Annotated in this window: 10 protein-coding genes; 7 read left to right on the top strand and 3 right to left on the bottom strand. The window is 66.4% G+C overall.

The genetic code is table 11. From position 1 onward, the window contains the following. Nucleotides 1–14: 14 nt before the first annotated feature. Together htpG and E1N52_RS08755 are read right to left on the bottom strand one after the other, a co-directional pair. Nucleotides 15–1,925 carry a molecular chaperone HtpG gene (gene htpG, locus E1N52_RS08760; RefSeq protein ID WP_133181963.1) on the bottom strand — a complete coding sequence of 637 codons (1,911 nt, stop codon included), beginning with the start codon at nucleotides 1,923–1,925 and terminating at the stop codon, nucleotides 15–17. 114 nt (nucleotides 1,926–2,039) lie between these two features. Further along, a complete protein-coding gene (locus tag E1N52_RS08755) occupies nucleotides 2,040–3,527 on the bottom strand; it encodes an aminotransferase-like domain-containing protein (RefSeq protein WP_133181961.1) in 1,488 nt (495 codons plus the stop codon). Between the two features lie 194 nt (nucleotides 3,528–3,721). Between E1N52_RS08755 and E1N52_RS08750 the strand changes: the two genes are divergently transcribed. The 7 genes from E1N52_RS08750 to E1N52_RS08720 all read left to right on the top strand — a co-directional run bounded on the left by E1N52_RS08750 (nucleotide 3,722) and on the right by E1N52_RS08720 (nucleotide 12,212). After that, nucleotides 3,722–4,411 (top strand): VOC family protein, encoded by a 690-nt coding sequence (locus E1N52_RS08750; RefSeq protein WP_133181959.1) that lies wholly within the window; start codon nucleotides 3,722–3,724, stop codon nucleotides 4,409–4,411. A gap of 22 nt (nucleotides 4,412–4,433) precedes the next feature. Further along, nucleotides 4,434–5,339 (top strand): DMT family transporter, encoded by a 906-nt coding sequence (locus E1N52_RS08745; RefSeq protein WP_133181957.1) that lies wholly within the window; start codon nucleotides 4,434–4,436, stop codon nucleotides 5,337–5,339. 109 nt (nucleotides 5,340–5,448) lie between these two features. Beyond that, nucleotides 5,449–6,648 carry an aminotransferase-like domain-containing protein gene (locus E1N52_RS08740; protein WP_133181955.1) on the top strand — a complete coding sequence of 400 codons (1,200 nt, stop codon included), beginning with the start codon at nucleotides 5,449–5,451 and terminating at the stop codon, nucleotides 6,646–6,648. A gap of 62 nt (nucleotides 6,649–6,710) precedes the next feature. Continuing rightward, nucleotides 6,711–7,175: a RidA family protein gene (locus tag E1N52_RS08735; protein WP_133181953.1), complete on the top strand. Its 465-nt coding sequence runs from the start codon at nucleotides 6,711–6,713 to the stop codon at nucleotides 7,173–7,175. A gap of 149 nt (nucleotides 7,176–7,324) precedes the next feature. Beyond that, a complete protein-coding gene (locus tag E1N52_RS08730) occupies nucleotides 7,325–8,203 on the top strand; it encodes a PhzF family phenazine biosynthesis protein (protein WP_133181951.1) in 879 nt (292 codons plus the stop codon). 316 nt (nucleotides 8,204–8,519) lie between these two features. Further along, the gene (locus tag E1N52_RS08725; protein WP_133181950.1) at nucleotides 8,520–10,895 is read left to right on the top strand and encodes a bifunctional diguanylate cyclase/phosphodiesterase; all 2,376 of its coding nucleotides are present in this window, start codon (nucleotides 8,520–8,522) and stop codon (nucleotides 10,893–10,895) included. A gap of 111 nt (nucleotides 10,896–11,006) precedes the next feature. Beyond that, nucleotides 11,007–12,212, top strand: a complete 1,206-nt coding sequence (locus E1N52_RS08720) for a chromate transporter (protein WP_133181949.1) — start codon at nucleotides 11,007–11,009, stop codon at nucleotides 12,210–12,212. Between the two features lie 20 nt (nucleotides 12,213–12,232). Here E1N52_RS08720 and E1N52_RS08715 read toward each other — a convergent pair whose 3' ends face one another. Further along, nucleotides 12,233–13,255: a histone deacetylase family protein gene (locus tag E1N52_RS08715; RefSeq protein ID WP_133181947.1), complete on the bottom strand. Its 1,023-nt coding sequence runs from the start codon at nucleotides 13,253–13,255 to the stop codon at nucleotides 12,233–12,235. Nucleotides 13,256–13,273 lie beyond the last annotated feature (18 nt).

Below are 13,273 nucleotides of genomic sequence, written 5' to 3'. Positions count from 1 at the left end.
CGAAGCCGTGCGCTTTAGCCGGCGCGGGCAATCAGCAATGCGTTCGTACGCTTGACGAAGCTGGCCGGATCTTCCAGCGCACCGCCTTCCGCCAGCAACGCCTGATCGAACAGGAGATTGCACCAGTCGCCGAAGTCCGCGCTATCGGTGCGCAGCGCCTTCACGAGCGGATGCTCCGGATTCACTTCGAGAATCGGCTGCATCTGCGGTGCATTTTGTCCCGCCGCCTTCAGCATGCGCTGCAGGTAGCCGCTCATGTCGCCTTCATCGGCCACGAGGCACGAGGGCGAATCGGTCAGGCGGAACGTGAGACGCACGTCCTTGGCCTTGTCCTTGAGCGCTTCCTTCATGTGCTCGACGAGCGGCTTCAACTCTTCGCTCACCTTTTCCTGCTGCTGCTTTTCCTCGTCGTTGAGCGCGCCGAGGTCGAGGTCGCCGCGCGCCACGCTCGCGAGCGGCTTGCCGTCGAACTCGTTCAGGAACGACAGCATCCACTCGTCCACGCGGTCCGTGAGGAGCAGCACTTCAACGCCCTTCTTGCGGAACACTTCGAGGTGCGGGCTGTTCTTCGCGGCTTGCCACGTGTCGGCGGTGACGTAGTAGATCTTCGTCTGCTCGGGCTTGCGCGCCACGTAGTCGGCGAGCGTGACGGTCTGCTCGTTCGTGTCGTTGTGCGTGGACGCGAATCGTGCGAGCTTCGCCACGCGCTCGCGATTGGCATGATCCTCGCCGATGCCTTCCTTGAGCACCTGGCCGAACTCGGTCCAGAACGTCGTGTACTTCGCCTTGTCCTCTTCGCTTGCTTCGGCGTCCGTAACAGCGTTCGCCATCTCTTCGAGCATCGAGAGCACGCGCTTGGTCACGCCGTCGCGAATCGCCTTCACGTCGCGGCTTTCCTGGAGGATTTCGCGCGACACGTTGAGCGGCAGATCGCTCGAATCGACCACGCCCTTCACGAAACGCAGATAGTTCGGCAGCAGCTGCTCGGCGTCGTCCATGATGAACACGCGCTTCACGTAGAGCTTCAGACCGCTCTTGTGATCGCGATTCCACAGGTCGAACGGCGCATGCGACGGCACGTAAAGGAGCTGCGTATATTCGCTGCGGCCTTCCACGCGGTTATGCGTCCACGCGAGCGGGTTCTGGTGGTCGTGCGCGAGGTGCTGATAGAACTGCTGATACTGCTCGTCGCTGATTTCGCTCTTCGAACGCGTCCACAGCGCGCTCGCCTGATTGATGGTCTCGTATTCGTCCTTCGTGACCATCTCGCTCTTTTCGGCGTCCCATTCTTCCTTCTTCATCTCGATGGGCAGGCCGACGTGATCCGAGTACTTCTGGATGATCGACTTGATCTTCCATGCGGAAAGCAGCTCGTCCTCGCCTTCGCGCAGGTGCAGCGTGATCGTCGTGCCGCGCTGCGTGCGCTCGATCGCCTCGACGGCAAACTCGCCCTCGCCCGCGCTCGTCCAGCGCACGCCTTCGGCGGCCGCCAGGCCCGCACGGCGGCTTTCCACGGTGATCTTGTCCGCGACGATGAAGCCCGAATAGAAGCCCACGCCGAACTGGCCGATCAGCGCCGCGTCCTTCTGCTGGTCGCCCGAGAGCTTGCCGAAGAATTCCTTCGTGCCCGAGCGCGCGATCGTACCGAGGTTCGACACGGCTTCATCGTGGCTCATGCCGATGCCGTTGTCGTCGATCGTGATGGTGCGCGCTGCCTTGTCGAAGCCCACGCGGATGCGCAGATTCGGATCGTTCTCATAGAGCGCGCTGTTCGCGATCGCCTCGAAGCGCAGCTTGTCCGCCGCGTCCGATGCGTTCGAGATCAGTTCGCGCAGGAAGATTTCCTTGTTGCTGTACAGCGAATGGATCATCAGGTGCAGAAGCTGTTTCACTTCCGCCTGGAAGCTCATGGTTTCTTGTGCCATGGTCGAGAGTCCTCTTTCGTTGCAGTTCTAGTCTGACAAATTTGTGGCCGCGAGTTCTAGGCATTTCGCCTCGCGGCGCGCCGCCCGCCCACTTGGGGACAGACGGCACCGTTTTCAAGAGCCGACCCGCCGGGCCACGCCTTCGAGATAGTCGGCGAGGAATGCGGGCAGCGCCGGATCGCCGCAGTTGGCGATGTTGAAGCGCATCCACGTGGTCGGCGACTGGTGCGGCGAGAACAGGCTCCCCGGCGCGAGGAGAAACCCCGCTTCGTGGCCCGCCGCGGTGAGCGCATCCGCGTCGACGCCCGTATCCGCCCACAGGAACATGCCGGCGCCCGGCGCAGCAAAAAGGCGCAGGCCGGCGCGCTCCAGCATGCGCTCCGCCTTGTCGCGCACGCCGTCCAGCCGCGCGCGCAGGCGCTCCACGTGACGCCGGTAGTGACCCTCCGTGAGCACGCGGTACAGCACGCGCTCATTGAGTTCCGGGCTCGTCATGCCGACGAGCATTTTCTGGTCCGCCACCGCCTGGGTCACGTCGAGCGCACTCGCGATGAAGCCCACGCGCAGGTTCGGCGCGAGCGTCTTCGAAAAGCTGCCGAGATAGATCACGCGGCGAAGCTGGTCGAGGCTCGTGAGGCGCGTGGCCGGATAGCCCGCGGGGCAGAGGTCACCATAGACATCGTCTTCTACGACGATGAAGTCGTACTGTTCGGCAAGCCGCAGAATGCGGAACGCCTGCGCGGCGGTAAGCGACGTGCCCGTGGGGTTTTGCAGCACCGAATTGATGACGAGCATCCTCGGCCGCCAGGTCTCGACCAGCGCTTCGAGCGCGTCGAGGTCCGGCCCTTCGGGCGTGTACGGCATGCCGACGAGCCGCGCGCCCTGCGAGGCGAAGCGCCCGAACATCTGGAACCACGCGGGGTCGCCCACGATCACCGTGTCGCCGGGCTGCACATAGATGCGTGCAAGCAGGTCGATCGCCTGGGTGATGCCCGAAACGAGCACGATCTGGTCGGGCGTCGCGCCGATCTCGAGTTCCGCCATGCGCGTCTGGAGCTGCTGGCGCAGCGGCAGGAAGCCTTGCGGCGAGCCGAAGCCGAGCAGTTGCGTGCCGCTCTGGCGGCCAAGCGAGCGCATCGCGCCGGTCAGCAGTTCTCCATCCAGCCAGCGCGCGGGCAAGTAGCCTAGACCCGGCCCTTTTTCCGGCCGCGTGGACGTGTGAAGCATATTGCGCAGCAGCCAGACCACGTCGATGGTGGGCGGCGCGGGGGCAGCAACCGCGTCGGCGCGCACCGGGACGCCCGCAGTCACCGGCTGGCGTTCGCCGCCGGCCACGAGCGCCAGCCGCTCGCGCACATAGAAACCGGAACCGCGCCGCGAGTCGAGGTAGCCCTGCGCGACCAGACGCTCGTACGCCTCCACCACGGTGAAGCGCGACACGCCCTTGTCGAGCGCGAGCTTGCGGATGGACGGCATCCGCATGCCGGGGCGGAACACGCGCTCCTCGATGCGGCGGCGGCCCCACTGCACGAGCTGGTCGACGAGCGTGAGCGTGGCCGCGTCGTGCGGGGCGGGAATCTGGTCTAGCGGTACGGAGGACATGAGGACTCCCTGAACTCGAACTGTACAGAGCACTATCGGGCCGATTGTACCGTTACTGTCTGCAGCCATACCGGTACATTTGATCGCATGCGTACCGGTAAGGATTCGGTAGAGGCGTCTGCACACTGTTCAGGCGCGCGCTCCTGCCCCCTACCTTCCGGCCCCTCCAAATCTTTGGCTCCGCTCGCCCGCCCATGAACGCCACGCCGCTTCGCCTCGATCATCTCGTCGTTGCCGCGCGCACGCTGGAAGAAGGCGTGCAGTACGTGAGCGACGCGCTCGGCGTCGCGCCCACGGGTGGCGGCGCTCACCCGCTCATGCGCACGCACAACCGTCTGCTCGGGCTGTGGGGCGGCGCGTATCTGGAAGTCATCGCCGTCGATCCGGCCGCGAAAAGTGGCGCGAACGCCCGCGCGCGCCTCTTTGCGCTCGACGACCCCGCCGTACTGGCGCGCCTCGAACAGGGGCCGTACCTCTCGCATTGGGTTGCACGCGTCGATCCGCCAAAGAGCCTCGCGCGCTGGCGCGAGCAGTATCCCCAGCGCATTCCCGCGCTCGTGCCGATGACGCGCGGCGACTTCTCGTGGCAGCTCACCGTGCCGGAAAACGGCGCCTTCCCCGCCTGGCAAGGCGCGGGCGACGGCATTCTGCCCTCGCTGATCCAGTGGGACACGGCGCATCATCCGTCACAGGTGCTCGCCGACACCGAGATCGCGCTCACGTCGCTCACCGGCTTTCACCCCGAGGCGCAAGCGGCGCGCGAGCAATTGCAGTGGCTCGGCGCGGCGCATCTGATTGCCGTGGAGGAAGCCCTCTCGCCTGCGCTCGTCGCGCAGTTCGAAACCCCGTCCGGTCCGCGCACGCTCGGCGCGCCGGCACGCTGATCCGTCGAGCGCAAAGTCCCGCATGAAAGCACGCGAAACCCAAGGCATGCTGCTCGGCCTCGTCGGCGTCATGATCTTCAGCCTCACGCTGCCGATGACGCGCATCGTCGTCGCCGAATTCCACCCGCTCCTGAACGGCCTCGGCCGCGCGCTCGCCGCCGCCGTGCCGGCCGCGCTGCTGCTCGCCATCCGCCGCGAGAAGTGGCCCACCTGGCCGCAGGTCAAGAGCCTCGCCGTGGTGTCGCTTGGCGTGATCGTCGCGTTTCCGGTGTTTTCCGCCTTTGCGATGAAGACCATGCCGGCCTCGCACGGCGCCATCGTCAACGGGCTGCAACCGCTCGCCGTGGCGATTTACGCTGCGTGGCTCTCGCACGAGCGGCCTTCGAAGGGGTTCTGGGCCAGCGCGCTGATCGGCAGCGCGCTCGTGGTCGCGTTCGCGCTCCAGGCGGGCGGCGGCTCGCTGCACGCGGGCGACGCGTGGATGCTCATCGCGGTGGGCATCGGCGCGCTCGGCTACGCCGAAGGCGCGCGCCTCGCCCGCCAGCTCGGCGGCTGGCAGGTGATCTGCTGGGCGCTCGTGCTCTCGGCGCCGTTCCTCGTGCTGCCGGTGGGCTGGCTCGCGTGGGCGCATCACGTGGCGCATCCGGGCCCCGTCGCGCTCAAGACCTGGCTCGCCTTCGGCTACGTCACGCTGTTTTCTCAGTTCATCGGCTTTTTCGCGTGGTACGCGGGGCTCGCCATGGGCGGGACGGCGCGCGTCGGCCAGGTGCAGCTGCTGCAGATCTTCTTCACGATGGCGTTCTCGGCGCTCTTTTTCGGCGAGCAAGTCGCGCCCTCGGCGTGGCTCTATGCGGCCGCGGTGATCGCCACGGTCGTACTGGGTCGCCGCGCGGCGATCCGCACGGCCCCGGCGCCCGCGCGCGCATGAGCCGGTTTCGCGTCATAATTCAAGGTTTTCGGCGGCATCCGGCGGCGCGCGATCGCGCCCCATGCCGCCACTGAATCCGTCACTCGCCTCACCCCAACAAGGAGACCCCATGGACCAGAGCGATCTCAAGGCAGCGCCCGCGTGGCAACTGTCCGAGCGTGCAATCAAGCTGACCAGCTCGGCGATTCGCGAAATCCTGAAGGTCACCGAGCGTCCCGAAGTCATTTCGTTCGCGGGCGGCCTGCCCGCGCCGGCCAGCTTCCCGGCAGAGGAAATGCGTGCCGCCGCCGACCGCATCCTGCGCGACGACCCCTCGGGCGCCCTCCAGTACAGCGCGACTGAAGGCTATATGCCGCTGCGCGAATGGATCGCCGCGCGCCACTCGGTAGGCGGCGTGACAGTGCGTCCCTCGCAGGTGCTCATCACCACGGGTTCGCAGCAGGCGCTCGACCTGATCGGCAAGGTGCTGGTCTGCCCCAATAGCCCCGTGCTCGTGGAAACGCCCACCTACCTCGGCGCGCTGCAATCGTTCTCGCTTTACGAGCCGAAGTATGTTCAGGTCCCGACCGACGAGAAGGGTCTCGTGCCCGAAGGCCTCACGCCCGAGCTGACGGCCGGCGCGCGCCTGCTCTACGCGATCCCGAACTTCCAGAACCCCACAGGCCGCCGCCTGCCGCTCGAACGCCGCCAGGCGCTCGCGGAATTCGCAAAGCACTCGCCCTTCCCCGTGATCGAAGACGACCCTTATGGCGCGCTGCTCTACGCGGGCGAGCCGCTGCCGACGGTGCACTCGCTCGCGCCCGAGCATGTCGTGCATCTGGGCTCGTTCTCGAAGATCCTGGCGCCGGGCCTGCGCGTGGGCTACATCATTGCGCCCGAAGACCTGCACTTCAAGCTCGTGCAGGCCAAGCAGGCCACCGACCTGCACACGCCGAGCTTCACGCAGCGCATCGTCTACGAGGTGGTGAAGGACGGCTTCCTCGACACGCACATCCCGAAGGTGCGCGCACTCTATCGCGACCAGTGCGAAGCGATGCTCGACTCGCTCAAGCGCAACATGCCCGAAGGCGTGAGCTGGAACCGCCCCGAAGGCGGCATGTTCATCTGGGTGACGCTGCCCTCGAATATCGACAGCATGAAGCTGCTGGCCGAAGCCGTCGCGCAGAACGTGGCATTCGTGCCGGGCGCGCCGTTCTTCGCCGACGAGCCGCAACTCAACAAGCTGCGCCTGTCGTTCGTCACGGTGCCGCCCGCGAAGATCGAAGAAGGCGTCGCGAAGCTCGCGGCCCTGATCCGCGCGCACGCCTGATACATGCCTGGCATAGCGCCAGGCTCTTTTCCGACTCAACACCCGAACGAGGAATCCTGATCATGGCTGACATCAACATCTACGACCGTCTCGAACAGCTCGGCATCACCCTGCCCCAGGCAGGCGCGCCCGCCGCGGCCTACGTGATGAGCGCCCAGAGCGGCAACACGGTTTACCTGTCGGGTCACATCGCGAAGAAGGACGGCAAGGTGTGGGCCGGCAAGCTCGGCGAGTCGCTCACGACCGAGGAAGGCAAGGCCGCCGCGCGCTCGATCGCGATCGACCTGCTCGCCACGCTGCACGCCCACACCGGCGACCTCAACAAGGTCAAGCGCGTGGTCAAGCTCATGAGCCTCGTGAACTCGACGCTCACCTTCACCGAGCAGCACATCGTCACGAACGGCGCTTCGGAGCTGATCGCCGACGTGTTCGGCGAAAAGGGCAAGCACGCGCGCTCGGCCTTCGGCGTTGCGCAAATTCCGCTTGGCGCATGCGTCGAGATCGAGCTGATCGCCGAAGTCGAGTAAGCCACTCGAGTACGCAACATTAGCGAACTTTGGTAACTGCGCGGACCTGCATCAAGGTCCGCGCACTGTCTCGCATTACTCTGTTGTGCGTTCGCGCAACCTGGCGCAGTCTCTTGCGTCGCCCCTCCCCCTTCCACGATCGTCCCGCCATGACCCAGCACAGCGTCCGCTTCAAACAGGTCGACGTCTTCACGTCGGTACCCTTCAAGGGCAACCCGCTCGCCGTGGTGTTCGATGCCGAAGGCTTGAGCGGCGATGAGATGCAGGCCATCGCGCGCTGGACGAATCTCTCGGAAACCAGCTTCCTGCTCGCTCCCACCGACGCACGCGCCGACTACCGCGTGCGCATCTTCACGACCAAGGGCGAGCTGCCTTTCGCGGGCCATCCGACGCTCGGCACAGCGCATGCGTTTCTTGAAAGCGGTTGCATGCCGAAGACGCCCGGCCGCCTCGTGCAGGAATGCGGCGCCGGTCTCATCGATCTGGCTGCCGCAGAGAACGGCGCATGGGCCTTCGCCGCGCCTCCCGCACGCGTGACGACGCTCGACGCAGCGCAGTTCGACGCATTGCGCGCGGCACTGCGCTCGGATGCCATCGACTTCTCGGCCGCTCCCTGCGGCGTCGACAACGGCGCGCCCTGGCTCGTCGTGCGCCTCGCATCGGCGCAAGCGGTGCTCGCGCTCGACGTCGACTACGAGGCAATCGAAGCGGTTGCCGCGAGTGTGGGCGCACACGGCGTGGCCGCCTACGGCCCGCATGAGGCCGATGGTCCCGCAACCTTCGAAGTGCGTTGCCTCATGACCGGTCTCGGCAAGGGCGAAGACCCCGTCACCGGCAGCGCGAATGCCGCCATCGCCATGCTGCTCGAACAGCAGAACCGGCGTCCGGGCGCGCGCTATACGGTGCGTCAGGGCACGGCGCTCGCGCGCGACGGACGCGTGCGCGTCGAATATGACGACGCGGCAAAAAAGATCTGGATTGGCGGCCATTCGGTAACGGTCATCGACGGGACCTGCCGGATCGGCTAAGCGCCTGCAGCACCCCCTCCTCATGCAGAGTGCATCGCCCCCGATGCACCGCCTCGCACCTATGCACCGCACATGGGCATCGCGCACGCGTTGAGGCAACCCTCGCGTATACCCGAGGGACCACAGCTTCCTTAATCATTCCCCAACCAGTAATATCGAAACATCGGACGCACGACGCGTCCGGCGTGCATTGCTCGCGCGCAATGCGCGTATTCCCCAGCCACCCGTTATTCATGCCGCCGACTCAACCGAGCGCATCATTGCCGTTCCGGCCGCCGCATCCGCGGTGTGAGATCACGCGCCTACGGCGGCCGCGATGAGCACCACCCGGGGACCGTTCTCGCGCGATTCGAGCCTGCGCAACGCGCCTGGCCCGGCATACACGCGTCCGCGCGCATTGCTCGCCATTCCGCTGCTCGGCGTGCTGGTGCTCGTGCTGCTGTGGGCGGTCATCTTCACGCGTCTGTCGGTCGAGAAAGAAGCGACCATGCGCGAGGCCACGGCCTCCGCGGCGATCCTCTCGGCGGCGCTCGAACAGCACACCGTCAAGGCGATCCACCAGGTCGACCAGATCACGCGCTTCGTGAAGTACGAGTTCGAAAAGTCGCCGGGCCGCTTCGATCTCGCGAGCACGGTCGAAAAGGGCGTGGTGCAGAGCGACTCGCTCGTGCAGGTGTCGATCATCGACGAGCACGGCACGCTGGTCGCCAACACGGCCGAACCGAATCCGAAGCCCATCGACCTCTCGGACCGCGAGCACTTCAAGGTGCACGAGCACGAGAACGACGACCAGCTCTATATCAGCAAGCCGGTGCTCGGCCGCGTGTCCGGCCACTGGACCCTGCAGATGACGCGCCGCCTCAATCACCCGGACGGCTCGTTCGCGGGCGTCGTCGTGGTTTCTGAGGACCCGAGCTACTTCACGAGCGACTTCTACAACAACGCCGCGATCGGCCGCGACGGCGTGATCGCGGTGATCTCGGACAACGGCGCCGTGCTCGCGCGCCGCACGGGCAGCGCCGAGCGCGCGAACGGCACGTTCTCCGCGAGCGGCGTGTATCCGATTTCCGAGCATGTGTCGGGCACCTACGTCGACCCGATCGATCACGTCACGCGCATCGTCTCGTACCGCCATATCGACGGCTATCCGCTCGCCGTGCTGGTCGGTCTCTCGCAGTCCGAGGAATTCGCCGACTACAACCACACGCGCGACGTCTACCTGATGATGGCGACGTTCATCTCGCTCGCCATGCTCTCGTTCTTCGCCGTGGCCACGGGACTGATCGGCAAGCTGCTCGGGCGCGAGCGCGAGATGTCGCAACTCGTGCAGTATGACCTGCTCACGGGCCTGCCCAACCGCTACGCCACGCTGCAGCGTTTGCGCCATGAAGTCTCGCAGCCGGGCAACCTCGGGCGGCTCGCCATCCTCTTCATCGACCTCGACAACTTCAAGACGGTCAACGACACGCTCGGCCACAACGCCGGCGACATCGTGCTGCAGATGAGCGCCGCGCGCCTCGCCGACGCCGTGGGCGGCGCGGGCACGCTCGCGCGCATCGGCGGCGACGAGTTCGTGGTGATCGTGAAGGGCGACGACATCGAAAAACGCGCCATCGCGCTCGCCGAAGCCACCAACGCCGCGTTCACGCATCCGTTCGACGTGCGCGGCAGCGCCTTCGTGCTGCACGCGAGCACGGGCATCGCGCTCTTCGCGGTCGCGCACGAAAGCGAAATCGATCTGCTCAAGAAGGCTGACCTCGCGATGTACGCCGCGAAGGAGGCGGGACGCAACTGCTTTCGCTTCTACTCGCCGCAGCTCGCCCACCGCGCCGACCACCTGATGAAGTGGGAGCAGCAGTTGCGCGTCGCGCTCGCCGAGGACCAGCTCTTTCTCGCCTACCAGCCGAAGATCGATCTGCGCCGGCGCTGCATCACGGGCTTCGAGGCGCTCGTGCGCTGGAACCATCCGCAATACGGGCTCATTCCTGCGGGCGAATTCATTCCCGTGGCCGAATCCACGGGCCTCATCGTGCCCGTAGGCGACTTCGTGATCCGCACCGCGTGCGCACAGCTCGCGCAGTGGCAGCAGCAGGGCTACGAGTCGCTCACGCTCGCCATCAACATCTCGGCGGTGCAGTTCTGGCGCGGCGACCTTTACGAGACTGTGGCGCGCGCAATCGAGGAAACCGGCATTGCCGCGCACCGGCTCGAACTCGAGATCACCGAAACCGCGATGATGGAGTATCCGGAACTCGTTTCGGAGAAGATCTTCGCGTTGAAGCGCCTTGGTGTGCGCGTCGCGCTCGACGACTTCGGCACCGGCTATTCGTCGCTCTCCTACCTGAACCGCTTCGCCGTCGACACGCTCAAGGTCGACCGCTCGTTCGTGCAAGCCATCCCCGCCGACCGCAGTGTGTGCGTCATGGTCTCGGCGATCGTCAATCTCGCGCGCTCGCTCGGGCTCACGGTGGTCGTCGAGGGCACCGAGACCGAAGAGCAGATCGCGTGGCTCTCCGCGCTCGGCCCGATCGAGGCGCAGGGATTCCTGTTCTCGCGCCCCGTACCCGTGGAAGGCGTGGCCGCGCTGATCGAGCGCTTCGGCGTATGCAGCGCGACGCAGCCCGCGGGCACGCAAGCCGCGCGTGAAGATCGCCGCAACGAGCGCCTGAGCGACGCGCCGCAATCGCGCTGACGCGAGGCGTGCGCGCGGGTTGCGCATTGTCCACGCGTATTCCAATGAGTTGCGCGAACCGCGTGCCTTCGCGCACAGACCCGCACGGACCTTCGCACGCATGATGCAGCCATGCAAACCCGCACCGACGAAGCGATCGCGGCGCCAATCCGCGACCATCATGAACCGCTCCTGACGCTCTTTCGCGTCGTGCTGACCGTGTCCGCGGTCTCATGGGGCGGCCTCGCGCTCATGGCGCAACTGGAGCAGCACTATGTGGAGCGCGAAGCGCGTCTCACGCAAACCGCATTCTCTGATCTGGTAGCACTCGCCTGGATGGTGCCGGGGCCGGTGGGCTGCAACGTCGCGGTGCAACTCGGCCACGCGTTGCGCGGACGCGCGGGCGCCTGGGTCGCGGGCGTCGCGAGCGTGCTGCCCTTCTTCGCGCTGATGACGCTGTTCGCCATTTTCTACCGCACGCCGTTCGTGCATGCGGTCGCCTCGCGCACGCTGCTCGACCATTTCAGCGTGGTACTCGCCATGCTGATTGGCGTGACCTGGTATCGGCAAACGCGGGCGCTCGTGCGCGGCCCGCTCGAATGGGGCGTGGCGATTGCGGCCTGCGCGGCCCTCGCGCTCGCGGCGAGCGGCGCGGCCTACGTGGCGATTCTGCTCGCCGCGTTTGCCGCGGGCTGGCTTGCGAGCCCCGTGCCTTCGCAGCGCCTCGACTTGCGCGTGACGCGGCGCGACGTGAAGTTGCTCGCCGCGCTGGCCGCGCTGATCGTCGTGTTCGCGCTGCCATTGCCGCATCGGCTCGACTCGGCGCTGCTCTGGCCGCGTCTCGCGGGCGCAGGCATGACGCTGTTCGGTGGCGGCTTTTCGGCGCTGCCCGTGTTGAAAACGCTGTTCGTCACGCCCGCAGTCGGCATCACCAACGACGACTTCACGCTGGCGTTCACGCTCTCGCCGCTATCGCCTGGGCCACTCCTGAACGTGGTGCCCTTTTTCGGCTATCTCGTGGATGGCTGGGTCGGCGCGCTCGTCGCCACGCTCGCGCTATTCGTGCCGTCGGGCTGCCTTGTCGTGCTCGCGCGGCGGCACCTGCACCGCATGAAGGCGAACCCGCGCTTCGAGCACGCCATGCGCGTGTTGCGCGCCGCGACCACCGCGTTCCTTGCGATCGCCGTCTGGCATATCGCGCGGCACGTGCCACTGCACTTCTCGTATCTGCTCACGGCCGTCTTCTCGGCGATGTGCTTCGGCAAGCTCAAGCTCCCCGCCTACGCGGTCTACGCGACGGTAGGACTCGCGTGCGGGGCGTGGCTGCTCTTGGCCTGAAGCGGCCGTTCACGCGCTGATCAGCGCGCTCCCGTAAAACCACTGAAGAACGCGCGCGCGTTGTCTTCGAGGCTCTCGAGGTGGTAGCCGCCTTCCTGCACGATCACCGAAGGCAGGCCGAGCGCGCCGATCGCCGTGCCGAGCCGCCCGAAGCCTTCGGTGGTCACGGCGACCTTCGACTGCGGATCGTCCTTGTAGATGTCGAAGCCCAGCGCAAGCACGAACGCGTCGGGCTCGAAGCGCTCGAGCACGCGCAGCGCCGATTCCACGCGCTCGAAGAAGTCGGCTTCCGATGCGCCATGCGGCATCGGCAGATTGACGTTGTAGCCCTCGCCTGCACCGTTGCCGCGCTCGTCCTCGTAGCCCGCGACCACGGGATAGAAGTTGGTCGGATCGCCGTGGATCGAGACATAGAGCACGTCGCTGCGGCCGTAGAAGATCTCCTGGACGCCCTGGCCGTGGTGCATGTCGGTGTCGAGGATCGCCACGCGCTCGAAGCGGTTGCGCAGCGACTGCGCCGCGATGGCCGCGTTGTTCAGATAGCAGAAGCCGCCCGCCGCGTCCGCGCGGGCATGGTGGCCGGGCGGACGCGAGAGCGCGTACGACTCGCGCGCGCCTTCGTTCACGCATGCGGCGGCCGCCAGCGCGCTTTGCGCCGACCAGTAGGCCGCACGCCACGTGTTCGCGCCAATGGGGCAACTGCCGTCCGCGAGATAGCGCGCCGCCTGCGCGAGCACGCCGCGCAGCGGATTCGGCTCGCGCACGTAGATGTTCGACATCACCTCTTCGCCCCAATCTTCGGGCACGCGCTTCCATTCGGCGTGCGCTTCCTCGAGAAAGCGCAGATAGTTCATGTCGTGCACGGCGGCAATCGGCGCAGTGCCGAAGTCGGCGGGCGCCTGCACGTCGAAGCCAAGCGAGCGCGCCGCGTCAACGAGATGCTCGGCGCGCTGCGGCACTTCCTGCGGCTCGCGCAACTGGCCGCGTGAGAAATAGGCGCGCGGATGGTGCAGCAGCTGATCGGGGTGAAACCAGGTTTTCATGCTCAGTTCTCCTTCTAT

It is taken from the genome of Paraburkholderia guartelaensis (genome assembly GCF_004353905.1).
GTDB classification, from domain to species: domain Bacteria; phylum Pseudomonadota; class Gammaproteobacteria; order Burkholderiales; family Burkholderiaceae; genus Paraburkholderia; species Paraburkholderia guartelaensis.
The sequence above is the reverse complement of the archived record's forward strand: the minus strand, read 5'-3'. Positions and strand labels throughout refer to the sequence as shown.

Bases quoted from the DNA above. Each gene is read 5' to 3' on its own strand.
- htpG (WP_133181963.1), bottom strand. From the start codon at position 1,925: ATGGCACAAGAAACCATGAGCTTCCAGGCGGAAGTGAAACAGCTTCTG.
- E1N52_RS08755 (WP_133181961.1), bottom strand. From the start codon at position 3,527: ATGTCCTCCGTACCGCTAGACCAGATTCCCGCCCCGCACGACGCGGCC.
- E1N52_RS08750 (WP_133181959.1), top strand. From the start codon at position 3,722: ATGAACGCCACGCCGCTTCGCCTCGATCATCTCGTCGTTGCCGCGCGC.
- E1N52_RS08745 (WP_133181957.1), top strand. From the start codon at position 4,434: ATGAAAGCACGCGAAACCCAAGGCATGCTGCTCGGCCTCGTCGGCGTC.
- E1N52_RS08740 (WP_133181955.1), top strand. From the start codon at position 5,449: ATGGACCAGAGCGATCTCAAGGCAGCGCCCGCGTGGCAACTGTCCGAG.
- E1N52_RS08735 (WP_133181953.1), top strand. From the start codon at position 6,711: ATGGCTGACATCAACATCTACGACCGTCTCGAACAGCTCGGCATCACC.
- E1N52_RS08730 (WP_133181951.1), top strand. From the start codon at position 7,325: ATGACCCAGCACAGCGTCCGCTTCAAACAGGTCGACGTCTTCACGTCG.
- E1N52_RS08725 (WP_133181950.1), top strand. From the start codon at position 8,520: ATGAGCACCACCCGGGGACCGTTCTCGCGCGATTCGAGCCTGCGCAAC.
- E1N52_RS08720 (WP_133181949.1), top strand. From the start codon at position 11,007: ATGCAAACCCGCACCGACGAAGCGATCGCGGCGCCAATCCGCGACCAT.
- E1N52_RS08715 (WP_133181947.1), bottom strand. From the start codon at position 13,255: ATGAAAACCTGGTTTCACCCCGATCAGCTGCTGCACCATCCGCGCGCC.